The sequence below is a fragment of the Hymenobacter montanus genome (assembly GCF_014699115.1).
Lineage (GTDB): Bacteria > Bacteroidota > Bacteroidia > Cytophagales > Hymenobacteraceae > Hymenobacter > Hymenobacter montanus.
On the sequence record NZ_JACXAD010000014.1, the window covers coordinates 96,893 to 122,140 of the forward strand.

General features: G+C 56.6%; 21 protein-coding genes. 6 read left to right on the forward strand and 15 right to left on the reverse strand.

The genetic code is table 11. The features are described from left to right. Positions 1 to 165: 165 nt before the first annotated feature. From IC235_RS13525 to IC235_RS13550, 6 genes are all read right to left on the reverse strand, one after another. Entirely contained in the window at positions 166 to 963 is a 798-nt protein-coding gene (locus tag IC235_RS13525; RefSeq protein WP_191005714.1) for a HEAT repeat domain-containing protein, read from the reverse strand. 517 nt (positions 964 to 1,480) lie between these two features. Next, positions 1,481 to 2,074: a hypothetical protein gene (locus IC235_RS13530; RefSeq protein WP_191005715.1), complete on the reverse strand. Its 594-nt coding sequence runs from the start codon at positions 2,072 to 2,074 to the stop codon at positions 1,481 to 1,483. A gap of 147 nt (positions 2,075 to 2,221) precedes the next feature. Further along, a complete protein-coding gene (locus tag IC235_RS13535) occupies positions 2,222 to 3,460 on the reverse strand; it encodes a hypothetical protein (RefSeq protein ID WP_191005716.1) in 1,239 nt (412 codons plus the stop codon). A gap of 472 nt (positions 3,461 to 3,932) precedes the next feature. Continuing rightward, positions 3,933 to 4,523 carry a HEAT repeat domain-containing protein gene (locus tag IC235_RS13540; protein WP_191005717.1) on the reverse strand — a complete coding sequence of 197 codons (591 nt, stop codon included), beginning with the start codon at positions 4,521 to 4,523 and terminating at the stop codon, positions 3,933 to 3,935. A gap of 20 nt (positions 4,524 to 4,543) precedes the next feature. Then, positions 4,544 to 5,410, reverse strand: a complete 867-nt coding sequence (locus IC235_RS13545) for a universal stress protein (protein ID WP_191005718.1) — start codon at positions 5,408 to 5,410, stop codon at positions 4,544 to 4,546. A gap of 130 nt (positions 5,411 to 5,540) precedes the next feature. Continuing rightward, positions 5,541 to 6,833, reverse strand: a complete 1,293-nt coding sequence (locus IC235_RS13550; protein ID WP_223847286.1) for a peroxiredoxin family protein — start codon at positions 6,831 to 6,833, stop codon at positions 5,541 to 5,543. A 261-nt stretch (positions 6,834 to 7,094) separates the two neighbouring features. On the opposite strand from IC235_RS13550, the gene IC235_RS13555 reads away from it, so the two are divergent. After that, entirely contained in the window at positions 7,095 to 9,386 is a 2,292-nt protein-coding gene (locus IC235_RS13555; protein WP_191005719.1) for an aconitate hydratase, read from the forward strand. Positions 9,387 to 9,683: 297 nt separating this feature from the next. After that, entirely contained in the window at positions 9,684 to 10,472 is a 789-nt protein-coding gene (locus IC235_RS13560; protein WP_191005720.1) for an SDR family oxidoreductase, read from the forward strand. Positions 10,473 to 10,876: 404 nt separating this feature from the next. On the opposite strand, the gene IC235_RS13565 is transcribed toward IC235_RS13560, so the two are convergent. The 3 genes from IC235_RS13565 to IC235_RS13575 all read right to left on the reverse strand — a co-directional run bounded on the left by IC235_RS13565 (position 10,877) and on the right by IC235_RS13575 (position 13,281). Beyond that, complete coding sequence (locus tag IC235_RS13565) at positions 10,877 to 11,629, reverse strand: EcsC family protein (RefSeq protein ID WP_191005721.1); 753 nt, start codon at positions 11,627 to 11,629, stop codon at positions 10,877 to 10,879. A 94-nt stretch (positions 11,630 to 11,723) separates the two neighbouring features. Further along, positions 11,724 to 12,482 carry a glycosyltransferase family 2 protein gene (locus IC235_RS13570; protein WP_191005722.1) on the reverse strand — a complete coding sequence of 253 codons (759 nt, stop codon included), beginning with the start codon at positions 12,480 to 12,482 and terminating at the stop codon, positions 11,724 to 11,726. Between the two features lie 34 nt (positions 12,483 to 12,516). Then, complete coding sequence (locus tag IC235_RS13575) at positions 12,517 to 13,281, reverse strand: FkbM family methyltransferase (RefSeq protein ID WP_191005723.1); 765 nt, start codon at positions 13,279 to 13,281, stop codon at positions 12,517 to 12,519. Between the two features lie 564 nt (positions 13,282 to 13,845). Here IC235_RS13575 and IC235_RS13580 point away from each other — a divergent pair. The 3 genes from IC235_RS13580 (at position 13,846) to IC235_RS13590 (ending at position 16,309) form a co-directional block, all read left to right on the forward strand. After that, entirely contained in the window at positions 13,846 to 14,808 is a 963-nt protein-coding gene (locus IC235_RS13580) for a YitT family protein (RefSeq protein ID WP_191005724.1), read from the forward strand. A 362-nt stretch (positions 14,809 to 15,170) separates the two neighbouring features. Beyond that, positions 15,171 to 15,575 carry an inner membrane protein YiaA gene (gene yiaA, locus IC235_RS13585; RefSeq protein WP_191005725.1) on the forward strand — a complete coding sequence of 135 codons (405 nt, stop codon included), beginning with the start codon at positions 15,171 to 15,173 and terminating at the stop codon, positions 15,573 to 15,575. Positions 15,576 to 15,619: 44 nt separating this feature from the next. After that, positions 15,620 to 16,309: a TIGR02117 family protein gene (locus tag IC235_RS13590; RefSeq protein ID WP_191005726.1), complete on the forward strand. Its 690-nt coding sequence runs from the start codon at positions 15,620 to 15,622 to the stop codon at positions 16,307 to 16,309. 142 nt (positions 16,310 to 16,451) lie between these two features. Here the strand turns inward: IC235_RS13590 and IC235_RS13595 are convergent, their stop codons facing one another. The 4 genes from IC235_RS13595 to IC235_RS13610 form a co-directional block, all read right to left on the reverse strand. After that, positions 16,452 to 17,288 carry an ATP-grasp domain-containing protein gene (locus IC235_RS13595; protein WP_191005727.1) on the reverse strand — a complete coding sequence of 279 codons (837 nt, stop codon included), beginning with the start codon at positions 17,286 to 17,288 and terminating at the stop codon, positions 16,452 to 16,454. Between the two features lie 272 nt (positions 17,289 to 17,560). Beyond that, positions 17,561 to 17,755: a hypothetical protein gene (locus IC235_RS13600; RefSeq protein WP_191005728.1), complete on the reverse strand. Its 195-nt coding sequence runs from the start codon at positions 17,753 to 17,755 to the stop codon at positions 17,561 to 17,563. A gap of 454 nt (positions 17,756 to 18,209) precedes the next feature. Continuing rightward, positions 18,210 to 18,620, reverse strand: a complete 411-nt coding sequence (locus IC235_RS13605) for a hypothetical protein (RefSeq protein ID WP_191005729.1) — start codon at positions 18,618 to 18,620, stop codon at positions 18,210 to 18,212. 231 nt (positions 18,621 to 18,851) lie between these two features. Continuing rightward, positions 18,852 to 21,695, reverse strand: coding sequence for a S8 family serine peptidase (locus IC235_RS13610; protein ID WP_191005730.1), 2,844 nt, complete (start codon positions 21,693 to 21,695; stop codon positions 18,852 to 18,854). Between the two features lie 259 nt (positions 21,696 to 21,954). Here IC235_RS13610 and paaN point away from each other — a divergent pair, with 259 nt between their 5' ends. Further along, entirely contained in the window at positions 21,955 to 23,610 is a 1,656-nt protein-coding gene (gene paaN, locus IC235_RS13615; protein ID WP_191005731.1) for a phenylacetic acid degradation protein PaaN, read from the forward strand. Positions 23,611 to 23,827: 217 nt separating this feature from the next. Here paaN and IC235_RS13620 read toward each other — a convergent pair whose 3' ends face one another. Further along, positions 23,828 to 24,130, reverse strand: a complete 303-nt coding sequence (locus IC235_RS13620) for a sll1863 family stress response protein (protein ID WP_191005732.1) — start codon at positions 24,128 to 24,130, stop codon at positions 23,828 to 23,830. A 560-nt stretch (positions 24,131 to 24,690) separates the two neighbouring features. Next, positions 24,691 to 25,245 (reverse strand): hypothetical protein, encoded by a 555-nt coding sequence (locus IC235_RS13625; protein ID WP_191005733.1) that lies wholly within the window; start codon positions 25,243 to 25,245, stop codon positions 24,691 to 24,693. Positions 25,246 to 25,248: the final 3 nt, after the last annotated feature.

Below are 25,248 nucleotides of genomic sequence, written 5' to 3' on the forward strand. Positions count from 1 at the left end.
TAGACAAGCTGCTGCGCGAACGGGTAGAAACATTGAGTACTGTGCTGAGTGCTATCATCATAGTATGATGCCTTTATTTGCTTAAAATGCTGACCAAAAGAGTTTCCTATATTTTAACCGCATAGTAACAATAATTAACAGGGTTTATTTATGCTTCTCAAAAATCTATAACCCCTTATTTATTGCTTCAAGCGCTAAGATTCCTTCTGATACGCTTCTTTGAAGATCTTTATCATTATAAATCCATCCACTGGTTAGAATTTCTCTTAGTTCAGGTAAACTACCCGTCTGTTTCCAATGCACTAAGGCAGCAATGCAGTATTCAAGATTAGTAGGGTTTTCTTCCTGGCTAAGCCACTCAGCAATAACAGGGGCCGCTTCAGAAATATCAAATTTGCGTAAGAAATTAATAGCAGCTCCTCTTACACGGTAGACAGAATCTTTCACGTAAGGAATTATAATTGACGCCACTTCTTTTGTGCCTACTGAGCAAAGCGCTTCTATTGCTTTATAACGTACTAACCCCTCATCCTCTCCAACCGAATTATCCGTTTTAATGGCATGAATCAGTGCGGGAATTGCTCGTGAACTTTTAAACGTTTCTATCAGGTCAATATAAGCCTCCTTATCCCTGATGTTTCGACTTAAAAGGGCTGCTATATTGAGTTCTAAAGCACCAGGCTGGTGGCGTTGAGCCAGGGATTTCAGAATCAATTGAAACTTGTACTTCATATCTTCGGATTCATTAGAGCGCTCTAATAAGTCCTGACCAAATTGCAGTAGCGTTTCGGAACATTCCTCTGCGAGTTGAGATAACATAGTCGAACATTTATTCACTAGCTCATTCATTTGAGCGGGGCTTTCATAATCGACATCAAGCATACCTAGGATTCCAGCAATTACCTTTTCACAGTTCATATTTTCTGCCTTGTCTGATAAGATTAAACCTGGTGGGTACGCCATTCACTCCAAGGTATATCTACGAGCCTTACACCCGGACCGGGCAGGAGCGGGTTGGCATCCGGCCAGATCGTCTCCCAAGCGTACCGAATAATCTCCCGCACTTCTTCCTCATACGGAAAGTTTGCTTGCGAAAGGATTACGGTATCAATTGTTGGGTTTTTCAGGATGTGTTCAAAGGCTAGCTTCAGCGCATCGAGATCGCCAAATGACCTGCTGCTTCATGGCCTCCACGTATTCATAGTATCCTGCAACATCATCGGGCACATCGTCGTGTTCACCAAAGTATGCCAATGTTACGATACGCAGGTGGAAACCAATCATCTGTTTGCTAATATCCATAGCTAATCCTCAAGTTCAATAGCTGTTTAATCTGGAGATTTTTACAAGCACGTCAGCTTATCTTAACTTAACTAGCAGTGCAGCCCTGGTTTAAGATGAAATAATGCCTTGGGTACGATGCGCTGGTAGAGTTGTGAGCTTACGTAGAAGGTGAAGCGGGATTCAATTACTTTATGGTCTAAATTATTGTTTCCTGAATCTCTTTCTGAAAATAGGGATCTATTTCCTGCCTGTAAATAATAGCGAAATCATCTGAGCAATTGTGTAGCCCATGTGATAAAATGAACTCAAAGCCGCCTTCTAACTCGAAAACGAGCCCGACTTCGCAAGGACGGCTAGCCACTCTGACACTTTTGGGACTACGCTTAATTAGTTTGACTCTGACTACCTGCTTCCCTATCAATTGCCCTATTAAATTTTCACTATAAGTTGGGTCGTAGCTATCTATCGGAAAAAGTGTGCTGTCTTCGGAAATCAGTCCTTCATCACCATGCTCACCAGATTCTGTTTCTTCGACCCATACAATAATAGATACCAGTTCCGGAAGACTGGCAAACCCTATAGTTAGACCTGATTCCAGCGTCATGAGTAATGGGCCATTTATTAGACGGAAAAGTGAAGAATGAGGGATTCCGTGAACTCGTATAGCTTTTTCCGGAGACCATGTGCTGTACCGCACCAATCTCGATATTTTATGACTTTTAATTTGGTTAATAAGGTGAAGCTTCTGGGAAGGAACATCTTCCTCAAAATATTTGTCAGATTCCTTCATGTATTTATCCTTAACGTCACTATACGAGCGGTTAGATTTTGGAAACGGCCTTCTAAAAGTTGATGATGTTTAGCATGAGCAATCGTATCGTCAAAAATTTACAAAGGTAGATCTTATAAAATTTATCAGATGATGCGGAGACAACCTTTAGTCGAAATCATCGCTTTGACGATAGGTGCACGAAACGGCACAATCGTCACACCAAAATCCATAAAGGATTCCATCGAATCCTAATCTGCCAAAGGGAGTCATTCCACTATCAATGCTGACTAAAAACCTCATTCCTTTACCACAGACGGCGCAGCGGGGAAAACGCTCGAACCGCATAAGAGAAGGATAGCCGCCCACTTGATGATTTGAGTACCCAGGAACTGCTGAACCTCCACGACCATATTTTAAGGGATACGCTTCCAGTTTCAGCGCCAGTTCTCCAGGAATGAGGCCCGTTCCCACTTCTCCATCAGTCATTGGAGTTGCTATTCCTTGGAGACCGTCTTCCGTAAACCGCACATAAAGGCAGTCTGGTGAGTAATCGCTTTCATACCAGAAAAAGCTGGGATTATATGCACTTTCGATCTCTAAATCTACTTGTGACACATCTAACGTGAGAATGCGATTAGCTGGTGTATTTGTCACCAGGCATTTGGGTACCGGATGAGGAAAACTTCCTCCCATATGATGAGGACTTTCACCGCGCGATACAACATAGCCACGATAACTTTGAAAATAGACAGAAGCCAATCGTGTATTTGGAAATACCCCTGAACTTTCTATATACGCATAAAGCTGTGCTAGGTCTTCCTCTGGAACCCTCGGGGCTAGAGTAAGGAGCGCATCTAAGGCTTTATCGGTCCGGAGCCCTGCCAGTTGTTTTAGATACTCCGGGCTTTTATTTTTCAGATATTCATTAACTAAATCATCTACCCAGCTATCTGGTCCTCCTGGTAAAATTAATTCTTTGATGTACTTATGTTCTATTCGCGGTGCGTGCGTATGCAGTTTTTCTGGAAAAAAGCTGGCGGCTTCAAAAATCACATTGTATAAATCACTTGATGAAGAATCCTTGAAATAATCGTCAATTAATCGTTCTATAACATCATCTGGTAACTGTTTAACCAGATTAGTAATGGCAGACATAAGATATGGTTTGCTATCAAGAATATTCTCAACTACTTTCCTTTTCTCCTTTTGCAGATTTGGTAATAAAGCTAGGTAGTTTGCTGGATAGCTAGCCGCATTAGCATCATCCGTGTTCATGATAAACTCAATGCTTTCTGCAATTCCTTTATCTGGGTAAGAATGAAGCTCCCCGGTTATCTTTTCAACTTTTTCGTCAACTGTGAGTGAGGAATTTGCGAGAATTTGCGTGATTGTAGTAGAAAGCATCGTTTAAGCTTTAATTTGTACTGCACTATTTGGGAGTATCAGTTTGCTTATCTCCTCGGTACTCGTTGTATATCTCTTTTCTGGCTCCTCTAATCCCTCGTGTTACAAATCGCATCTTCATATAAGATTCAAAATCTGTAGGCTTGCTATTGTTCCACCCCACCTAATAACTACTTAATTGTAATAGTTCAGGATTGCCGAACCTCTCTTCTAGAAAAAATATCATACAAGAAGAAATGCTGAATGAATTAAATTAATCCCCCATATTTAAACGCCATGAGTCTAGGTTTTTGTACCCATCAAATTAAATTATTTGAAAATATTAATTTGGTATTAGTTTAATTCTTTCAATTTCTCTGATTGAGTATTTGAAGAAGATGAGGATAGATTATCTACTACGTGTTAAATCTATGCTTTGAAATGAAATTGATACTTCGGGGGCAGTAAATTAGGTTCTTTAATATTTTTGGAATTATAAGCTTCTTTGACAAGCCTCCACTGCTAGAGAAGCCATCTTCCGTACCTCAGGGCTGGGGTCGTTTTGACTCATCTGAATCAGATCTGGTAAAAAATCCGTCCATTCTGTGAAGCTGGTTGCTGCCGCTGCTCTGAAACGAACCATATCATCATCACACTGTAATCCACTCCGCAGAATTTCCAATGAAGTGGGGTCGAATAACTTCCCTGTGCCTATTGCCATTCGCACTAAGGTTTGCGGATCATCCATCATTTTTTGGCGTGCCTCTTCCTGGAGTTCTTCGAGGGAGATAACAGGCAGGAGGTCTTTCAAACACCCTCCAAGGCGTTCCATTTCTGCTCGCGTTGCCGCCTCGATCATTAAGTAGCGTACAGGCGTAGCCAAGTCTTCAACTAAGCTGAGAATAGCCTGCTTGCCTGTTTCCCAATAAACGTGGCGACCAAGATCGTTAGCTCCCTCCTCAAAAAATGCGTATTTGAATTCTAGTCCATACTCATCTTTTATAAGATCAAAAGCTACTCGCAGCGTGTCGAAGAAGGTTAACTCAGTTGGTTCACTCCGTAAAATATAGCTATAGTGACTCATCGTTTAAAATACCACTCTGATCATAAGTGATAAGTGAGCACCGGCGGAAAGGCATGGGTGGCCACAGTTTCGGCGATGCTGGTTTGCAGAAAACGGCTTAGGCCGGAACGGGCGTGGGTGGGGATGACCACCAAATCAGCCTGCACCTGCTGGGCGTACTGCTCGATGCCGGTGCTAATGCTGGCCGCATCCAAGACGGCGATGTGGTAGTTGCTGAGGTGGTTTTGTTCCGCGAAGGCTTCGATCTGCTGCTGGTCGGCGGGTTCGCCGCCCGACACCACCTGCACCAGGTGCAGCGCCGCGTTGGGGAAAGTGGCTTGCACCTGGCGCAGGCCCGCGAGAGCCCCGGCCGTTTCGGCGGAGAAGTCGGAGGGGAAAACGATGGTGCGCACCGCGAATTCAGCTGCCTGGTGTTTCACGGTGAGCACCGGGCAGGGGGCCAGCCGAATGAGCCGTTCGGTGTTGGAACCCACGAAAAAATGCTCCATGGCGCCGCGGCCCTGCGCGCCGATGACTACCAGGTCGGTGCCATGCCGCTCGATGGCTTGCAGAATGCCGTCGCCAATCCGGCCCACCTCTACGGCGTCGCTCACCGGCACGCCCGGAGCCAGGCTGGAGGCTTCGTTCTTCAGGGCGTGCAGCCGGCCCTTGGTCACCTCCATCAGCCGAATGATGAATATTTCGTCGATGCCACCGTTGCTGTTGGGCAGTTCACCGCCGTTCACCGGCCCGCCGAAAGCGCTAAAGTTGGCCGTGGTGGCCTCGGGGGCTTCCAACACGTGCAGCAGCGTCACGCTACCGCCCGTGTGCTGGGCCAGTTGCAGGGCTACGGCGAAGGCGTGGTGGGCTTCGGCCGAAAAATCGGTAGGCACTAGGATGTTTTTCATGAGTGAAAAAATAAAGAAGGAAACTACCACAAGCACAGTGGTCTATAACTTCTACGGATACGTACGGCTCGGGTCTTAGGCTATCGCGTAGTCTAACTTATTTCTTCCGGGCTCCTGCCGCGGCCTGGGGTTACTCTTTCAGCAGCTTATCCACCTCCTGGTTGAAGGCGGCAATTTCCTCCTGGTAATATTTGCCGGTGCCGGGCCCGGCGAAGCCGGTGTGAATCTTGCGTACGTTGCCTTTTTTGTCGAGGAAGATGGTGGTGGGGAAAGCCAGGAACTTGGCTAGCTGCGGCAACGACTTCGCCACCGAGTCCTTGTTGCTTACGCCGGCCACCGCCACGTCGTAGCCGACGTTCAGCCGCGTGCGCATGTTGCGCAGCCGGGCCGAGGCCACTTTGTAGTCGGCGCTGCGCTCGTAGCCCAGGCCAATGACTTCCACGCCGCGGGCCTTGTTTTTCTCGTACCAGGGAGCCAGGAAGTTGGTTTCGTCCAGGCAGTTGGGGCACCACGAGCCCAGGATCTGGAGCACCACCACCTTGCCCTGGTACTTGGGGTCGGTAGGGGAGATGGCGCCGCCCTCGAACACGTTGGGAAACTTGAAGTTCAGGCGGCTTTCTCCTTTTTTGAGGTAAGTAAGGGCGTCGGCATCGGGCAGCTTAGCGGGGCCACCGAGGCGGGCCGTCCAGGTTTCGTGGCCGGCCTTGCCGCTGTAGAAGTCGCCGTGGATGATGGTGTTGGTGTCGCTGTTGCGCGTGGCGGTGAACAAAAAGGCGTGGCTACCATCGAAAGTGGCCAGCCTTAATTCCTGGCCGTTCACGTCGCCACTTAGGTAACGGTAGTCTCCGGTCGTGGTGAGGAAGGTGCCGGTGACCTCGCCATTGGTTTGCTTGAAAATGCCCACTGCCGGGTATTTCGTACCGGTCTCGTCGGTAAACGTGGTCTGCCAGGTGCCGCCAAATTCCGCCCGGGAATTCCGATCGGTCGGGGGGAACAGCGGCTGCGGACCTTGGGCAGCCGTCAGGGGCACGTGGTACGGCGTTTTGGCATCGTACTTTACCCAGTGGCCTTTCAGCTTGTTGGGGCCGTCGGTCCGTACCACCAGCGCCGCGTCGAACACGTGCAGCCGGATGGTGGTGGAGTCGCCCGCCGACAAGATTTCCTCGCAGCGCAGCCGCTCTTCCCCGTCCAGGCCTTTGTTGATGAGGTAGACCACCGGCTTGCCGGCTTCGGTTTTCACCTCGAACAGAAACGGGATTTCCCGGCCCTGGGCCGCCAGCACCCCGCGCCAGGGGCCCGGCGTGAGGACCGGAGCGGCCGTGCCCCCCGGCGTAGAAGTTTCAGTTGCTGGCGAAGTGTTGGACTGGCAGGCGCCCAGGCCTAGCGCGGCGGTAGCCATCAGGCCGACGAGGTAGTTGTTCATAAGGAAGTGCAAAATAGATAAGCACAAAAATGCGAAGGGAAGCGCCAAAACCGTCATCCGCCCCAATCGGCTGCTGGTTGCCCGGGTGCTTGCTCCGGCGAGCATCCGCTCCGGTAGTGGTGTAAGGCTGTGCTTCAGCACCCGAACACGGACGCGAAATCCTGCGTTAGCCTTCATAAACTGCCCGCGCGCATTTTGGCTAGGTACAACTTGGCGCAGGTACTACATTTGCGCAACCACACTCTTTTTATTGCATATCCTATGGCTTTCGACCTAGAAATGATTCGCGCCGTGTACGCCGACATGGGTTCCCGCATCGAGGCGGCCCGTGCCGCTGTGGCGCGCCCGCTCACCCTCACCGAGAAAATTCTCTACGCCCACCTCTACACGGGCCAGGCAAAGCAAGCCTACGAGCGAGGGGTTTCTTACGTCGATTTCGCGCCCGACCGGGTGGCCATGCAGGACGCCACTGCCCAAATGGCCCTGCTCCAGTTCATGCAGGCCGGCAAGGCCACGGCCGCCGTGCCCAGCACCGTGCACTGCGACCACCTCATTCAGGCCAAAGATGGCGCCACGGCCGACCTGGCCGAGGCCAACACCGAGAACAAAGAGGTCTACGACTTTCTGGCCTCGGTTTCGAATAAATACGGCATCGGCTTCTGGAAGCCCGGCGCGGGCATCATCCACCAAGTAGTACTCGAAAATTACGCCTTCCCCGGCGGCATGATGATTGGCACCGACTCGCACACTCCCAACGCCGGCGGCCTGGGCATGATTGCCATCGGTGTCGGCGGGGCCGATGCGGTCGACGTGATGGCCGGGATGGCCTGGGAATTGAAGTTTCCGAAGGTTATCGGCGTCAAGCTCACCGGCAAGCTCAACGGTTGGACGGCTCCCAAGGACGTTATCCTGAAAGTAGCCGGCATCCTGACCGTGAAGGGCGGCACCGGTGCCATCGTGGAATACTTCGGCGAGGGCGCCGAGAATCTGAGCTGCACCGGGAAGGCTACCATCTGCAACATGGGAGCTGAAATCGGGGCCACCACCTCGGTCTTCACCTACGATGAGAAGATGGCCGACTATCTGCGCGGCACGGGCCGCGCCGAAATTGCCGACGCCGCCTCTGCCATCGCCGCCCACCTGCGGGCCGACGACGAAGTGTACGCCCAGCCCGAGCGCTTCTACGACCAGCTCATCGAAATCAACCTGTCGGAGCTCGAGCCCCACGTGAACGGCCCCTTCACGCCAGACGCGGCTTGGCCCATCTCGCAGTTCGCCGACGCCGTGCGCGAGCACGGCTGGCCCGAGAAGCTGGAAGTCGGCCTCATCGGCTCCTGCACCAACTCGAGCTACGAAGACATCACCCGCGCCGCCTCCATTGCCCGGCAGGCCGTAACCAAGGGGCTGCACGTGAACGCGGAGTTTACCGTGACACCTGGCTCGGAGCTGGTGCGCTATACCGTGGCCCGCGACGGCCTGCTCGATACGTTCGCCGAAATGGGCGGCGTGGTGCTGGCCAATGCCTGCGGCCCGTGCATCGGCCAGTGGGCCCGCCACACCGACGACCCCAAGCGCAAGAACTCCATCATCACGAGCTTCAACCGCAACTTCGCCAAGCGCAACGACGGCAACCCCAACACCCACGCCTTCGTGGCCTCGCCCGAAATCGTGACCGCCTTCGCCATTGCGGGCGACCTCACCTTTAACCCGCTCACTGACACGCTCCCCGGGACCAACGGCCCCGTGAAGCTCGACGAGCCGGTGGGCGTAGAAATGCCGCCCCGCGGCTTTGCCGTGGAAGATGCCGGGTTCCAGGCCCCGGCCATTGACGGCAGCGGCGTGCAGGTAATCGTGAGCCCCAGCTCCGACCGCCTGCAGCTGCTCGAGCCCTTCAAGCCTTGGGAAGGCACCGACTTGAAAGGGCTGCGCCTGCTTATCAAGGCCCAGGGCAAGTGCACCACCGACCACATCTCGATGGCCGGCCCCTGGTTGAAATACCGCGGCCACCTCGACAACATCTCCAACAACATGCTCATTGGCGCCACCAACGCCTTCAACGGCGAGGCCAACTCGGTGCGCAACTTCGCTGTGCAGGGCGACGGCTACGTGACCGTGCCGCAGTCGGCGCGCAGCTACAAGAGCATGAGCATCGGCACGGTGGTGGTGGGCGATGAGAACTACGGCGAAGGCTCGTCGCGCGAGCACGCCGCCATGGAGCCCCGCCACCTCGGCGTGCGAGCCGTGATTGTGAAGAGCTTCGCCCGCATTCACGAGACCAACCTGAAAAAGCAGGGCATGCTGGCCCTCACCTTCGCCAACAAGGCCGACTACGACCTGGTGGAAGAAGCCGACACCATCGACATCCTCGGCCTGACCAGCTTCACCCCTGGCCAGCCCCTGCAGGCGCGCCTGCACCACGCCGACGGCGACACCGACCTCATCACCCTCAACCATACCTACAATGAGGGCCAAATCGAATGGTTCAAAGCCGGCTCGGCCCTGAACCTGATTCGGATGATGGAGCACGGCGAAGCCCAGATGTCGCAGAAGTAATGGTTCTGGTTTAGGTTAGGAACCTAGCAAAACGGCCGCCTCAGTACGCTGAGGCGGCCGTTTTGGTTGTTTTGGTGAGAAGGACTAAGCATCTTGTAGCATATTTTCAGTTGAAAATGGGTAAGACAGAAGAACGGCTTGCCTATTCAACCTTCGTACTTCAACCAGCCCTGCGGAGTACCATCCGTGGTGCCACCGACTGGCCCCGACTCCGGCCCCCTGGCGGGAGGCCGCTCAGGCGAGTCTGAAAACCAGTTTTACCTGGATAGCTTTCCCGTGATCTTTCTCAGTTGTTCTATGCGCTTTTCTCAACAAGTTGTCTGGATTACCGGCGCTTCGGCGGGCATTGGGGAGGCGCTAGCCTTGGAGTTCGCGCGGCAAGGTGCGCGGCTGGTGCTGTCGGCGCGCAACGTGGCGGCCCTGGAACGGGTAAGAGCGGCCTGTGCGCCTTCGGAGGCCCTGGTACTTCCTCTCGATGTGGCCGACATTGAGAGCCATCCGGCAGCGGTTAGGCGCGTGCTGGCGCATTATGATCGTCTCGATGTGCTGGTGAACAATGCGGGGCTTAGCCAACGCTCCCTGGCTCTGGAAACCACGCTGGCCGTGGACCGGCAGTTGATGGAGGTCAATTATTTTGGTACCGTGGCGCTCACGAAGGCCGTTCTGCCCCAGCTGCTACGACAGGGCTGGGGGCGGGTGGTCGTCATCAGCAGCCTGGTAGGCAAGTTTGGCACTCCCTACCGCTCGGCTTACGCGGCTTCCAAGCACGCGCTGCACGGCTTCTTTGATTCGTTACGGGCTGAGTTGACGGGTACGGGGGTTAGCATCACCCTCATCTGCCCCGGCTTTATCCGCACTAACATCTCCATCAACGCGCTCACCGGCAACGGAACGCCACTAAGTACGATGGACGAAGCTACCAACCGCGGTATGACCCCTGCAAACTTTGCCCGGCAGGCAGTGCACGTTATTGCCAAAGGCCAAAACGAAGTCCTCATCGGGGGCCGCGAAACGCTGGCCGTGCTGGTCAAGCGCCTGCTGCCCGACCTGTTCGCCCAGTTGCTGACGCGGACAAAGGTTCGGTGAGCGCGAGGGTATAACCGTTACGCGCTCCCATCCTAGCTTAATTTTAGCGTTTTCGCAGAAAAGAGGAGAACCCAATAAGGATGAAAACACCGCAACAACTTTCAGGTCCTAGCGGGCCGCGTGTGGTACGAGCTTCCGTCCTAGCGCTGTTCACCCTGAACGGTCAGGCTGCCGACTGAACTCCGCGCCACAATCCTTTATTACCACCAGCAGCGGCCCGCACCAAACAAGCGTTTTTACCCGGTCGGAAAAGCTGCGTCTGGAGTGGGGTAGGAAGGATGCTAGCTGGCAGTTCTCAAGAACCTATGCGCGCTGCTGGGTGTTCGGCACCGCATTGTCAGTTTAGCGAGCAGAGGGGCTGGATTTCCTGGTTATTTCCGAATCTGGCGCCTACCCCGGCTGGGTCAAGCTGTCGGGTTGGCTAGCCACGGCGCCTTTTGGGGGGCGAAATACCGCATTCGATAGCAGTTCATGGCCGTGTCGCCGAGCTGTTCGATGAGCTTATAATTAGCCACGGCCCCCACGGCCGCCCCGATAACGGGTAGCAGCTGGGCCATTTTGGCCAGGTCGATGTAGTCGCGGTACTCCTGCTGGAAGGTGCGCCAGTCGAACTCGGTGGGGTCCAGCGGCAGGGCCAGGCGGTAGGCGTCCCAATCGGCGAGGCGGCGGTAGGTTGCGTTGCGGGCGTGCTGGCTGCTGAAGGCCAGCTGGAAGACGTGCAGCACGTACAGCCGTTCGGTGTAGTCGTGCACGTCGTAGCCGTAGAGCGCGGCCACGTCGAAGAGCAGCTTGATCTTGAGGCCCAGCAGCAGCGGAAAGTCGGCGAGGCCGAGCAGGAAGCCCCCCGCCCCGGTGACGGCCCCTTCGGCAGTGGCCATGGTGCGGTAGTCGCGAATGCGGTCGCGCACGGCCCTTTCCCGCACGGCCAGGGAGGCTTCGCCCAACGGCTGGCTGGTGGTATGTTTCGAGCCAAACAGCACGCCCCGCACCATGTGCTTGATGGCGCTGGTAATGGCTTGGTGTACCCGCTCGGGCAGCAGCGCGTTGAGCCGGGTTTGCACCCGCCGGGCAAAGTTGTTCAGGAACGAAGGCCGGCGCTGCATTCGCTGCTGCCAGGCTTGCAGTTCGGCGTGGGCCTGCTGTTCTTCGGAAGACATCGGCAATGGGGGCAATTTATGCGGGCGCTAAGCTACGAGCGAGTCCGCTTTGCGCTAGCTCGGCCTCGGAGCCAGTCCCTTAATCGTGGATGAGCTAGCCCGGTGCCTCGACTCCCAAGGCCTGCAATTGCCCGCGGTACTTCTCGTAAATCACCCGCAGATCAGCATTGTGCTTCTCCGCATCGACGCCAATGCTCACATTACGGGAGTGGAAGCGGTGCAGGTGGCTGATGTGCGGGCACAGCACCGGCAACTGCCCGGCCAGCAGGAAGCGGACGTACAGGTCCAGGTCCTCGGCCATGGCCAGCTCGCCGTCGTAGCCGCCCACCTGGTCGATGAAGGCGTGGCTGTAGCATACGTTACCCTGGATGAAATGCTCGGCCCGGAAAATGGCCCGGAGCATGTCGGCGGGCGTGTCGAACTGCCAGGCATAGTAATCCTCATTTGGCAGGTAGCGGCCGTGCTCGTCTACGCGCAGGAAGTCAGCCACGAACCAAGGGCGGCCCGGGTGAGCCTCGATTTGGGTGGCGTAGTGGTAGAGCGTGCGCTGCAGCAGGATGTCGTCGTCGTCCAGGGGTACCAGCCAGGCCTCGGGGGCCGCTTCCTGGATGAGCTGGTTGCGGGCCCGGCCGGCGAGCTGGCGACCGGGGTGATGCCAGTGGCGCAGCGGCGGGCCGGGCTGGGCGGCGGCTTCGCGCAAGTAGGCGGCGGTGCCGTCGCGCGAGCCATTATCATAAATCAAGTGCTCGAACGAGAAGTCGAGGGGGGCGCTGATGGTGGCTCGTACGCTGGCCACGGCCTCGGGCAGCAACTCGCGCCGCTGGTGGGTGGGGGTGATGACGGTAAAGTGCATAGCTCCCTTGTTCGGCCGGCGCGCCAAAAGGTTGTTAGCGAAGCGGGCTGGTCGGCGCCAAAAAGTAAAAGTCAGCGGTAACCGCGCTGGCCAATTGAGCTTCGGAGCAGGGCACGAGCTCTGAATGAGCCGAGAGCATAAATGGTTTATAGCCTAGCTCGTCTAACACTGCCACTACCGCCCGTCGGTTTTCCAGCCCGTTGAGCTCCGTCTGAATGAGCGGCTGAAAGCGCCGCAGGGTGGCTTGCATGTGCCGGAATACCTCGTGTTCGAAGCCTTCCACATCGCACTTCACGAAGTCGAGGCGGGACAGGGTCGCCAACAGATCGTCGGGGACGCGCATGGGCACCTCGTAGGTGCGGGCGTAGTGCTCCTGGGGGTTGCTGGCGGCTACTTTAGTCATGCCGTGGTGGAGCAGGCCGTCCCGCTCGGGGGTACCCATCTGCACCGTGGTATTTTGCCCGCCCAGGGCATAGGGTAGCAGCGTGAGGTTGTTGAAGCCGCTGCTTTTCACGTTGTCCTGCCAGATGGCCTGAAAATCGGGGATTGGCTCTACGGCCAGCACCTGGCCTTCTGCCCCCACCAGCCGCGACAGGGCCACGGAGTAGTACCCCAGGTTGGCCCCGATATCGAGGCACACAAAGCCCGGCTTAATGATTTGCTCCAGGAAAAACAGCTCCGGGTATTTCTGCCGGCCCCAGCCCCGGCTTACCAGCCTCAGATACACGCCGCTCACGAAACGAATGTAACGCTCGAAGCCGAGCGTGCGGACCAGCAGTTTGCGGAGGGTTTTCATCATTGCCTCGCAAAGATGCCGGAAAGCAAGGGAATGCGCCGCGGGCTGGCGTCGCGCATAAGCCACCGATATTGGTCGCGACCGTGGGCACCAGGTCCAGGCGCAGGCGTCAGGTAAGTAGGGTAGGCGCCGGCCCGTCGCCATAGTTTCTGATTCCACCTCTCCGATGCTCCAGCCGGCGCAAGGCTGCGTTTCCTGGTGGAGTGCCGTGAGCGGGCCGCTCCGGCCAACTCACTGAGCAGGGCCTGACGGGCCGTGATTTTTCTGATGCTTGATTATAGCGGATGGTTTGTAAGACTTCCCATTTCACAAGCGCCGAAGTGGCCAACTGGGGTTGGTGTGGGGACTACCAAACTCGCCTCCATGAGCCTGCCAACTAATGGGTGAGAAAAGCGTTAAACTTGCGATATACGCGGGCATGTGATCGAATGGGCAGGCAAACGCTTCTTCGGCCGTCTCAAACAAGCCCATCACCTGGCCAGCCGTTACGAAAAAACGCGACTTGCTGGCCCCCGCTTTATCTAATGGCCGCCTTTGATTGAGGCGCTAAGTATCCACCACGTTAGTATGCTACTGCCCCAATTTATTATTCGTCATTATCGGGAGAAGCGGCGCCGACTTGCCAGCAACACCCCGGCCCAGCCTGAGCAATGGGTTTTTCCCTTTGCGGGGTGGGCCGTGCGCGAACAGCTGGTGCAAGGTGCCTTCCTGGCCGCGGGCGTGGCCGCTGCCGCATTGGGATTGAAGGGGTTCCTGCTGCCCAATGGCTTCATTGATGGCGGCGTAACGGGCATATCCCTGCTGATCAACCAGCTCACCGGGGTGTCGATTTCGCTCCTGATTGTCGTGCTCAACCTGCCTTTCATCCTGATGGGCTACTACCAGTTAGGCAAAGCATTCGCCTTCAAAACACTGGTCGCCATTGTGAGCCTGGCCCTGGTACTACTCGTTATTTCGTTTCCCACGCTCACGCAGGATAAGCTCCTGATTGCCGTGTTCGGCGGCTTTTTCCTGGGTGCCGGCATTGGGCTTACCGTCCGGGGAGGGGCCGTGCTCGACGGCACGGAGGTGCTGGCCCTGTACCTGAGCAAGAAAACCGCCCTGTCGGTGGGCGATGTGGTGCTGCTCATCAACCTGCTGATTTTCGGGGTGGCCGCCGCGCTGCTCTCCGTGGAAACGGCTCTGTACTCTATTCTGGCGTACCTGTCAGCCGCCAAAACAATTGATTTCATCATCGAAGGCATCGAGGAATACACCGGCGTCACTATCATTTCGGCGCACAGCGAACAGATTCGCCGCATGCTCACCGAAAAGCTGGGGCGCGGGGCCACCATCTACGCGGGGCGGCGCGGGTTTGGCTCGCACGGCCACTCCCGCGAGGCCATCGACATCGTGTTCACCGTCACCACCCGTTTGGAAGTAACCCGCCTCAAGACGGAAATCGACCGCATCGACCCCCAGGCCTTCGTGGTGATGCACAGCGTGCGCGAAACCAAGGGCGGGCTGGTAAAAAAACGCCCCCTGCATTGAGGAATGGCCACGGGTGCCCGGACGAGCACGTTCTAATTACCCGGCTTCCCGTTGCCGTGGGCAGCAGCACTGGTTGCCGGCCACCGGCGCTGACTAGGGCGGGACATCCGCTCGCTGGAGTAGGGGCCTTTAAACAGCTTGGGGAGGAGAAGCGTAGCGGGAGTGGGTGCCATTCGGTATGGGAAGCAGCCAGATGGTCTGGAGCCACCCATGAATAAGGATTCCCGCCGAAGCTGTAGATTGCCGCTGGCGTACGGCCCACGACGGCGGCAGTGTTCCGAGGCTTAGTCTATTTATCCTGGGCCCGCATATTGTCCAACTTTATACCGTACTTGGCAAGCCAATCTCACTCAGTAGTTACCATGAACCCCCAGCCAAAACCGTCCAACGCCTTTATTGCTGCTTCCTGGGTTGCCCTCCTCGCAGGCATAGCGGCCTTCATTGTTGGACTATGGAACGCCCAGATGGCGCTTAATGAAAAGGGCTATTATTTCACGGTGCTAATGTATGGCTTGTTCGCCGCCATCTCCCTGCAAAAAAGCGTACGCGACCGTCTCGAAGGCACTCCGGTTACCGCTATTTACTATGGTCTGAGTTGGTTCTCCACCGTGCTTTGCCTGCTGCTACTGGTGGTAGGCTTGTGGCACGCCACCCTCACACTGAGCGAAAAGGGGTTCTACGCCATGTCGTTTCTGCTTAGCTTGTTTGCCGCCATCGCCGTGCAGAAAAATACGCGCGACAGCCAGCAGGCCGGTACTGCGCAATAGTTATCGGGGGTAGCCAAGGCTATAACTTTCAACATCGCGATGCCATGCGGATTACGATTCGGCAGGTAATGAAAGCGGTTGGGTACGCGGTGGGGGTCCTGGTGGGGGCCATCTGCCTGTACCTGGCGGCCGCGTTCGTCCTCGGGCGCATTCCGGTGGCCAAAACCCAGCCCAATGCCCCGGCCGACGTGCTGGTGTTTGTGCACACCAACGGCGTACATACCGACATCGTGGTGCCCGTCAAAACCCCGCAGCAGGATTGGAGCCAGCTGTTGCCCTTCCGCAACATCCCCTCCCGCGATACTACCCTGCGCTACCTGGCCTTCGGGTGGGGCGACAAGGGTTTTTACCTCTACACGCCCACTTGGGCCGACCTTAAATTCCGCACGGCATTCGTGGCCGCATTTTGGCTGGGTTCCTCGGCCATGCACACCACGTATTTACCCGCTCCGACCCCCGGCCCCGACACCGTGCCCCTGCACCTAAGCCGGGCGGAGTACGCTCGCCTGATTGCCTATATTCAAGATAGCTTTCGCTACGATGCGGCCGGGCACGTGCAACACATCCAGGGCCACAGCTACGGCCCGAACGACGCTTTCTACGAGGCCCGCCGCGTGTACAGCTTCTTGTACACGTGCAACACCTGGACCAATAATGCGCTAAAAGCCTGCGGCCAAAAGGCCTGCCTCTGGACGCCCTCCGACCGGGGTATTCTCTACCACTACGGCCGGTAGCCGGTGGGGTGGAGCACTTCCCCGCCGCGCCTGAACAACGCGGTGGAGCGGCCTGGCCGCGTGCTTACTGGGCTCCTCGACCATGCAGACTATGTATTCATCCGCCCCGGGCCCGATCCCATGCCAAGTTAGACTGAGGTCCCTACCTCCGCTTCGCCGAAATAGTTGCTTGGAGCGACTGCTTGAAGTTGTGCAGGAAGGCTTCCCGTCGGGTTGGGCTGAGCGAATCGAGTGACAGGTAGGGATTGAGATCTTCCAATTCAACTAACAGCAAATCGCCCTGCGTGGTACGGCAGGCGTCCACCCGCTGGATGCCGTGCGCAATGGTATTCCAGGCAATGAACTGATCTGCGAAAGCGGCGTCGGCGGGTGTGGGCTCATATTCTGCTAACTGCCACCTTTTCTGGGTATCCGGCGCGTAGAGGGCGTATTGTAACTGCTGGTCAATGTAGTAAAAAGATACTTCGTATTGGAAGTCAATAAACGGCTGAGCTATTTGACCCTGCCAGTCTAGGGTAGTCAGCTCGGCCCGCGAGACGACCTGTAAGCCAATTGAGTCCGACCCGTCCTTCGGTTTGACCATGTAACGCTCGGCCAGCGGTAGCCGAAACAGGTCGGCGGCCTGCTCGATGGAGGGGATAACCGGGTATCCCTGCCGGGTCAACTCCATCAAGTACCCCTTACCCGCCTGGTCACCTTGGCCGGTCATCGTGTTGTAAGTGCGGAGCTGCTGGGCGGCCACCCGCTCGACAAAAGCCGTGAAATAAGCTTGGTATTGGAGGACTGGCCCCGTATTACGAAAAACGATGAGGTCCACTAATTGCTCGAAGGGCTGCGAATCGCAGGGATGACAGAGCACCAGGTTAAAATCTTCCCGTAAGCGGCTAGTCAGGAACAAATCTTCCTCGTAGTAGCGCCGGCCTTTGGCCTCAAAATACAGGTCTGTCAGGTACAGCAGCGTTGGTTTCGTAACCGGCATAATAGCAGAAAGGTAGTAAAGCCAAAGAAAGTGGGCCCCAAAATAAGCCTTCAGCGGCGCAATCGGATAAACAGCCAATTATTGTGCTTTCTATGTGCTCAGCCTATGCTAGATGGCGGGATGTTCCAGTTATTTTTCGGAGAGGCTCTGAGCCACCGGCAAATGCATTCGGAGTAGCGGAGCCAGGGCTCCACTCTACAAACCGGCCCCGCCGGCTGCTAAGCCAACGGGGCCAAAATGGGTGAAATGAACCGGCCGACCGCCGGTAAGGCTTAATTCAGCCACACATCGGCTACTTGCTCGAAGCGGTGGGCAGCGAAGGCGCCGTAGGGACGCTCGGCGTAAAAGCCCAGGATGTGCACCTGGGGCTGACCGGTGCGAGCGTGCGGCAGCACGCGCACGGAATACACACGGCCAGCTTCGGGCCAATCGCCAACGTAGTCGGCGGGTCGTTGCGAATTGTTCACACAACGGGCAAATTGCTGCAAAGGCAGCTGCGTAGGAAGCTTTACGTTTGACATACCCAAAGATACAAATTTTCTGAAAGACTAAAAATATTAGAAAAGACTTTTTTAGTCTTTTCTATAGGCCTAGTGGGTAATCTTATAAGCTTGGCTTAACCAGGTAATGGACTAAGGGCAGGCACGTCAGTAAGCAATAGGTGAATTACAGAAGCCTGCGTAAAACATTTTGCTAATTAATTTAGTTATCAACAGGCTGACTATCAATCAAAAAACACGTGGGCTACCATCTCTGGGATTCAACGGCCACTGTCAAAGTAAAACAGCGGGCATGAACTCACAACGGCCGCTCCGAAGACTCGCCTAGCCGAGGTTACAAATCTGCCTGAGGAGTCAGCCTGTAGCGGCTCTATCTAGACAAGTACGGGGCTTGTTGCGGGAAAAAGACCCGGTACTACTATTAAACTTTCAATTCGATTTTACCTAATTCTTTACAAAGCTCAATATTTTTCTGCGTCCCGCTTTTGCGTTTGCTATCAGAGTTGAAGTCCACCGCGATAAAATGAGAGCATTCTTTTATGACTTCTAAATCCTGCTGTTCATCATTCTCAAAACCTCCTAAAACTGTCCAGCTTCCTACCTTCGTCTTGAATTTATCCGGCAAGTATTGAGGTTTATCAGCGATATGATAAACAGTAACTCTTGATGAACTACATTTTAAGAGTTCCATTGTTAATGTGTCAACACCTTTAAAATCGCAAAGTAGAAAAGAGCTGTTGCCACTGTCTAAGTACTGATTAATGACCTCTTCATAATACTTCTTGAAATTAGAGAAGCTAATGTTTCCATTGCCGAATATATAGATTTTCATAGTGACACTTTGTAGAACTAGGAACGTTACAATGCTACTCGATCATCCTTGGCTTGTTGAACAGCTAGGATAATATTTTCTGCAAGTTGCCAAACATAACTTGGTGGCTTACAAAATTAGCAATGACCCTTGAAGTGTAGTCCGATATTTTTATACTTGACAACAAGTGTAATAGTAGTAGAAGCTTATTAGTAAGCTATTATTTGGTCATTTTACACGAATCCCTACCGCTTAATTTACTACGACGGCGCGGGTTAGCACGCCCGCTGGTCCTTGCACCCGCAGTTGGTAAAGCCCCGGCGCGAGGTTGGCCAAATTAAGATTTGTCGAGCTGCCACGGCCCGCTTGGCGCAGAACCACCTGCCCCATGTTATTGAGCACCTGCAGCTCGAACGAGCCAAGCGTCGACGAAAATTCCACCCAGACCAAGCCGCTGGTGGGGTTAGGGTACGCACGAATGCTCGTGGCGAGCGCGGCCGACCGGGAGGACAGCAAGGTGGTGTACGAGCGGGCCGCAGCGTCAGACGCAGCTTGCAGCTGCGCCAGCGTCGAGGCCGTAAGCATTGCAAAAACCACGGTGGTAGAGTCGCCGGGGGCCAGCCTAAGGAGTCGGGTTCCCACTACCTGCGATACATCGGCCCCGTTGGGCAAACCGGCGGTGCGCTGGTCGGGGTCGGTGTCGTTACTTAAGGTGAGGAATTTTTCGGGCAGCGAAAAGCCATCGGACAGGCTCACGGGCGAGCCCACTGGCGCATTATTGTTAATGGAATACACGGCTGGCGTGCCCCCCCGCAGCAAGCGGACCCCGGCATACACGGCCGGCACGCCGGGGCTGGGCGTCTGAACCGGCGCGTAGCAATAGCCCAGGTTGCGGGTGTCGTCCCAGGTTGCAACGTTGCGGGCGGCCCCGTCGGGGTTGGGTAAGTCCCAGTCCATAAACAGGCCCGCGTAAAGCGGCTTGAGCGTATCGGCCGTGAGGTTACGGAGCGAATACTCCAGGACCACGAAGTCGCGGCGCTCGGGCGCAGCCCAGGCATAAGCCCGCTGGCGTACGGCCACGCCCACGCTCCGAATGCGGGTGCCAGCTACCGGAACCGAGTCCTGAAACTCGGCGAGGCTTTCCTGGTCGGCGCGGGGGCCTGGCTGCTGGCGCGTGGCTTGAGTCAGGCTGAAAAACGACTGCCGCGACTGTCCATAGCGGGTCCGCAGACGGTCCGACACGCGGGTGGGGCTGGTGGCCAGCATCAGGCCGCCTTCGTTCAGAATGTTCCCGCTACCCCGGTACGTTACCCCCCGGCCCACCGTAGCGCCCAAGTCGTCAAACGCCAGGTTGCCGCGGCTGGTCAGTGTCACGGCTAGGTCATTGGCTTCCAGCACTACGTAATCAGGATTCAGCGTAACATCGACAAACTGATCGAATTGGTACCCGCTGCTGGCCGTGAGGCGATAGCGCAGCGTGGCGGTTGTATTCAGAGGAATACCGCTGCTGACCACGGATAACCGGAAAGGTGCGGCGGCGTTGCTCGCTCGGCCTAGCATAGGCAGGCTGCCAATCGTAAAGCTGCCCTGCTCCACCCGGAGGTAAGGCGAAAGCGAGGTAAGCGTGACGGTGAGTGCCGCCATGGGGTAAAGGATGTTTTGCACCTCCGCCGTCAGGCGGAAGGCGTCGCCGGGGGCGTAGGCCGGAAGTGTGGGGGCGAAAGTGCTGGTCACTACGCGGGCTTCCTGGGTGGTGGTTTGGGTCACGGCCTTCAGCATGTTGAGGCGGCCGGTGCCCAGGCGGCCGACCCAGGCGGCGTTAACGGGTAGCGCATCAATGTTATCGGTAGTTTGGCGTAGCTGGGCCACTACCTGAGCCGCAGTAAAGTCCGGAAACCGCTGCCGCACCAGCGCCGCCGCGGCCGCCACCATCGGCACGGCAAACGAGGTGCCGCCCACGGCGCCGTAGTCGGCATCGGCCGGGCCGTTGCCAGTGGTGGCGTGGTAGCCGTAAGTAGTGAGGATACTCACGCCCGGCGCTACCAGATCGACGCGGCGGCTGAAGGTGGCATTGGGACTTTTTCGGTCGTTATTGTCTACGCCCGATACCGACAGCACGTGGTTATAGGATGCTGGGTAAAAGAGCAGGTCGGCATTGGTATTGCCAGCGGCGGCCACCAGCACGACATTGCGGTTCACGGCGGCGTAAGTGATGGCGTCCTGCTCGAGGCGGGAGTAGCCGCCGGGCGCGCCCCAGCTCATGGTGATGACCTGACAGCCGTGGTCGGCGGCGTACACGATGGCTTCGATGCCGGAAAAGACACCCGTGAGCGTATTGGGGTAGATGTTCACGGGTAGAAACCGACACTGGTTGCTCACCCCGGCAATACCCACGCCGTTGTTGGACTGGGCGGCCGCCACGCCCGCCACCAGCGTGCCGTGCACGATGGACGGGTCGTAGCCAGGGTTGTTGTCGTTGTTGGCCATGTCCCAGCCCATGAAGTTGTCCACGTAGCCGTCCTCATCGTCGTCGACGCCGTTGATGGGGTCGTTGTAGTTGTACTTAAGCTGCGAGCGCAGGTCCTCGTGAGTGAGACGCACCCCGCCGTCGGTAATCCCAATGACGATGTTGCTGTCGCCGCTGACCACATCCCAGGCTCGGTAAGCACTGATTTGCTTCAGGTAGAACTGGCTGCGGCTAATGCTGATGAGCATGGAGTCCGACAGGGGGTCGTTGGGTTGGGCCTGGGGCAGTCGGATGTAGAGCGGCTCCACGTATTCGACGGCTCCAGTGGCCAACAGCACCGCACGAGCCCGGTCGAGGGGAATAGTGGGGGACAGGGTGAACTGGTAAATGCCGCGCAAATCGATGCTGCCGGGCTTTTTTTCCTCGGGAGGGAGGGCCCGCGGAAACTTTTGCCGTAGCTCTTGGGCATTTAGCGTGAGCAAAGCTCCCGCCAAAGCAGTCGGCCGGAAGCCGGGCCGCAGCTTAACAGTCAGCTGACCGGGCACGGTGGGTGGTGTGGCCGCGGCGCGCAGGGGCGCCATCAGGCTACCCACCACCAAAACATATAACAGGAGTAGAATTCTTTGCATTGGACGGTAATATAATAAAGTGTATATTGTATAGGGTAGAGTAACATCAACAAAGATACGCTTTTTCATGATTAATTAGATTTATTCTTTGAGACTATTAAGGGGGGTAAATTGTTCTTGGCCAGCAAGACAAGGCACTTATTTTTGGCCTTGGCCGATGTGATTTAACCCGGGAAAAGGCAAGGTCGCCGGCCTGCTGTAACTTGCGCCCCGGCTTCACTGCCGCTCACCTCCCACGAATCAATTCGTCCGACCCACGATGATTAACAAGCACCAAGCTACCCTCGACGCCGCCGTGCAGGCCCTGCACGGGCGCACGTTCTTTGCAGCTTTCCCCGAAAACCCGTCGCCCGAGATCTACGGGGCCGACGCCGACGCGCAAGGCCGCGAGAAATTCGCCGCCCTGCGCGGCCAGCAGTTTACCGAACTCCAGCAGGGCGAGCCCGAAGGCTGGGTCGGCCAGGAAGAATCGCCTTACGAGCAGCAGTCGCTGGGCATCAAATACCCTTTCTACTCGCCCTCAACCCTGATTAAGAATGCCCAGGGAGCCTTCACCGAGTGGCGTAAGCTGAAGCCTGCCCTGCGTGCCGCCCTGCTCACCGAGGCGCTGGAAGGGATGAAGAGCCGCTTCTTCGAGATTGCCTACGCCACCATGCACACCACCGGGCAGGCCTACATGATGTCGTTCCAGGCCAGTGGCCCCCACGCCGCCGACCGCGCCCTGGAGGCCATTGCGGCCGGCTACGAGGAGCAAACCCGCTTTCCCGAAGATACCCGCTGGGAAAAGCCCATGGGCAAGTACAGCCTCACCCTGAACAAGACCTGGCGCGCCGTGCCCAAGGGCCTGGCGCTGGTTATCGGCTGCTCCACCTTTCCGACCTGGAACACGGTGCCCGGCATGTTTGCCTCGCTGGTAACCGGCAACCCCACCATCATCAAGCCCCATCCCAAGGCGGTGTTGCCCATCGCCATTGTCGTGGCCGAGGTGCAAAAGGTGCTGGTCGAGCACGGCTTGAGCCCCTTTATCTGCCAACTGGCCGTGGACGCCGACGACCACCTCATCACCAAGGAGCTGGCCGAAGACCCCGCCGTAAAGCTGATTGACTATACGGGGGGCTCGCAATTTGGGGAGTACGTGGAAAGCTTGAAAGGGAAAACAGTCTTCACCGAGAAAACCGGCGTCAACAGCATCATCCTCGACAGCTGCACCGACCTCGACAAAGTAGCTCAGAACCTGGCGTTCTCCGTGAGCCTGTATTCGGGTCAGATGTGTACCGCTCCGCAGAACTTCTTCATTCCCGCTGCCGGCGTGCGGGTGGGCGACACCGTTGTGCCCTACGAGGAAGTGGTGCAGAAGCTCTCGGCTGCCATCACCGGCTTGGCCACCAACCCCAAGGCCGCGCCGCACGTGTTCGGCGCCATTCAGAACCCGGCCACCCACGAGCGGGTGAAGCAGCTGGCCTTCGACGGGGGCCGCAGCGTGTTGGCCCACGGCGCCGTGGAAAACCCCACCTTCAAAAATGCCCGGACCTGCTCGCCGAGCATTCACGAGGTCGATTCCAGCCGGGTAGAGCAGTTCAGCCAGGAGTTGTTCGGGCCGATTATGCTGATTATCAAAACCAAGGACACCCAGGAGAGTCTCCGCCTCGCCGCCCAGCTGGCCCGCGAGCACGGCGCCATTTCCTGCGGGGCTTATACTACCGATGAGGCTATTAAAGAGCAAATTATGGACGAGATGAGCTTGGCCGGCACGCCCGTCAGCTTCAACCTCACCGGCGGCATCTACGTGAACCAGAACGCGGGCTTCTCCGACTTCCACGTAACCGGGGGCAACCCCGCCGGCAACGCCAGCTTCACCAACCCGGAGTTCGTCATCAAGCGCTTCACCTGGGTGGGCTTCCGCGAGCCGGCGTAGCGTTGGCCAACGAGATAGAGTAAACAGTAATAGCTTGAATCAGTAATAAACAGCCCCGGCTTCACCTAAAGCCGGGGCCGTTTGCGTTGTAACAGACCGAAGAAGAGCGAGCCGCCCAGCTGAGCATGCTGAAGCATCTGGTCTCTGGTGCCGCGCCCTGAAACAGGCAATGGTGTAAGGCTCACAGCTGCACTCCGGGCAGCTAATTACCAAATATTTATAGAATTTGTCGTAAGTCTTCGCGCAGGTTCTCGATGCCGTGCCGAATCTGGTTCCATACCCCTGGCTCCGAGCCATCGGCCGGTGCGGGGGCCTGCCCGAGCTGCTCGGCCAGCCGTGCGCGTTTAGCCTCGAGGGCCTCGGCGTGGGCCTGGTAGGTATTGGGCGAGCCCGCTGCCGTGGCGTGAGCACGGTTGTGCAAGGTTTTGATTTTGGCATCCAACTCGTCGAGCGCATGGCGCAGGTCGTTTTCGGATAGCTGGGGTGGGCGTTGGCCCTCGGGTCCGGGAGTGCTAGACATGGCAATTCAGAAAAACAGGCCAGTAGAAAAGAAGCTGAGGATTGTACTGCCTTCGGCAGGGAAAGGATGCCTTGGGCCCTGATTCGGACGCCCAAGTCTTTGGTATTAACCCGAGCGCTACTAAGGAAAAAGCAGCTGTCTCCACGGCCCTGCGAGGCTTGGTGGTTTTGCGACAGCTGGTTTCACCTGGCGCAACCTAGGCTGGTGCCGCGCGGGCCCCCAAGGCAAAATTCTCGAATTGCTAGCTGTTTATTAATCTTTTAGAGCGGCGTCCTATTCCGTTTCCGTGTACTATACTAAATTGATAATACCTCACCCATCCATAGGAGAGCGGCCAGACAACGGGACACGAATCTGAGCAATGCCCAGTTGCCGGCTAGCCGCAGCGCGGCGACAGGTTGATAGAACCGAATAACGATGGTGAATTGAAAGCCGCGTAGCGGTGACAGACTCGTCCAGCGGCTCTGTCACCGCTACGCGGCTTTCAGGTGACGACGCTATTTATTTCTACCAACCTGTCGCCGCGCTGCGGCTAGGCGGTAACTTGGGTTGGTTATTGGTTAGGCAGCAAGTGAACGAGGCAGGCCGGCCTCGCGGGCCAGGGGCGCGGCGCCCGACTGCCACAGCGCGGCCAGCACCGCGTTGGCAGTTGGGGCCAGTTCGAGGAGGTAGTCTTCGTGCAGCTTGGTGGTTTGCTTCAGGGCCTCGTGAGTGCGCTTGGTGAGGTGCTGCAGTAGGGGCTGGGTGGGGCCGTGCAACTGGGCCGTCATGGTCGGCTGGTGCCGGAATACGTTGGCCAACAGGCGCCAGCTCAACTCCGTTTCGCCGACTACGTCCTCGGTAATCTTGGCGTGGTAGGCCAGCCGGGCCTGCAGCTGCCGCAGAATAACGAGCAAGTCGTTGGGAGTTTGGTGAAAGCCGCGCACGGGGTCATCGACTTGAGCGCGCAGAATGGCGCGTCGGGTTTCCAGCGCGTCGGGCCCCTCAAGCAGGCGATAGGTGAGCTGCTCGGTCAGAACCGGGTCCTGGGCCACCAAGCGGGCTAAGAGCTGGTCTTTTTCTTTCTGCGGAAGCTGAAAAAGGGCACGTCGGAGTTCGGGCGAAAGGGCGGGCATGGG

What these genes read in the sequence shown, in the direction of transcription:
- IC235_RS13525 (WP_191005714.1), bottom strand. Translation starts at nt 963, where the DNA reads ATGGCGTACCCACCAGGTTTAATCTTATCAGACAAGGCAGAAAATATG.
- IC235_RS13590 (WP_191005726.1), top strand. Translation starts at nt 15,620, where the DNA reads ATGCGGATTACGATTCGGCAGGTAATGAAAGCGGTTGGGTACGCGGTG.
- IC235_RS13580 (WP_191005724.1), top strand. Translation starts at nt 13,846, where the DNA reads ATGCTACTGCCCCAATTTATTATTCGTCATTATCGGGAGAAGCGGCGC.
- IC235_RS13605 (WP_191005729.1), bottom strand. Translation starts at nt 18,620, where the DNA reads ATGAAAATCTATATATTCGGCAATGGAAACATTAGCTTCTCTAATTTC.
- yiaA (WP_191005725.1), top strand. Translation starts at nt 15,171, where the DNA reads ATGAACCCCCAGCCAAAACCGTCCAACGCCTTTATTGCTGCTTCCTGG.
- IC235_RS13540 (WP_191005717.1), bottom strand. Translation starts at nt 4,523, where the DNA reads ATGAGTCACTATAGCTATATTTTACGGAGTGAACCAACTGAGTTAACC.
- IC235_RS13570 (WP_191005722.1), bottom strand. Translation starts at nt 12,482, where the DNA reads ATGCACTTTACCGTCATCACCCCCACCCACCAGCGGCGCGAGTTGCTG.
- IC235_RS13555 (WP_191005719.1), top strand. Translation starts at nt 7,095, where the DNA reads ATGGCTTTCGACCTAGAAATGATTCGCGCCGTGTACGCCGACATGGGT.
- IC235_RS13595 (WP_191005727.1), bottom strand. Translation starts at nt 17,288, where the DNA reads ATGCCGGTTACGAAACCAACGCTGCTGTACCTGACAGACCTGTATTTT.
- IC235_RS13550 (WP_223847286.1), bottom strand. Translation starts at nt 6,833, where the DNA reads ATGAACAACTACCTCGTCGGCCTGATGGCTACCGCCGCGCTAGGCCTG.
- IC235_RS13565 (WP_191005721.1), bottom strand. Translation starts at nt 11,629, where the DNA reads ATGTCTTCCGAAGAACAGCAGGCCCACGCCGAACTGCAAGCCTGGCAG.
- paaN (WP_191005731.1), top strand. Translation starts at nt 21,955, where the DNA reads ATGATTAACAAGCACCAAGCTACCCTCGACGCCGCCGTGCAGGCCCTG.
- IC235_RS13530 (WP_191005715.1), bottom strand. Translation starts at nt 2,074, where the DNA reads ATGAAGGAATCTGACAAATATTTTGAGGAAGATGTTCCTTCCCAGAAG.
- IC235_RS13535 (WP_191005716.1), bottom strand. Translation starts at nt 3,460, where the DNA reads ATGCTTTCTACTACAATCACGCAAATTCTCGCAAATTCCTCACTCACA.
- IC235_RS13575 (WP_191005723.1), bottom strand. Translation starts at nt 13,281, where the DNA reads ATGATGAAAACCCTCCGCAAACTGCTGGTCCGCACGCTCGGCTTCGAG.
- IC235_RS13620 (WP_191005732.1), bottom strand. Translation starts at nt 24,130, where the DNA reads ATGTCTAGCACTCCCGGACCCGAGGGCCAACGCCCACCCCAGCTATCC.
- IC235_RS13560 (WP_191005720.1), top strand. Translation starts at nt 9,684, where the DNA reads ATGCGCTTTTCTCAACAAGTTGTCTGGATTACCGGCGCTTCGGCGGGC.
- IC235_RS13610 (WP_191005730.1), bottom strand. Translation starts at nt 21,695, where the DNA reads ATGCAAAGAATTCTACTCCTGTTATATGTTTTGGTGGTGGGTAGCCTG.
- IC235_RS13625 (WP_191005733.1), bottom strand. Translation starts at nt 25,245, where the DNA reads ATGCCCGCCCTTTCGCCCGAACTCCGACGTGCCCTTTTTCAGCTTCCG.
- IC235_RS13545 (WP_191005718.1), bottom strand. Translation starts at nt 5,410, where the DNA reads ATGAAAAACATCCTAGTGCCTACCGATTTTTCGGCCGAAGCCCACCAC.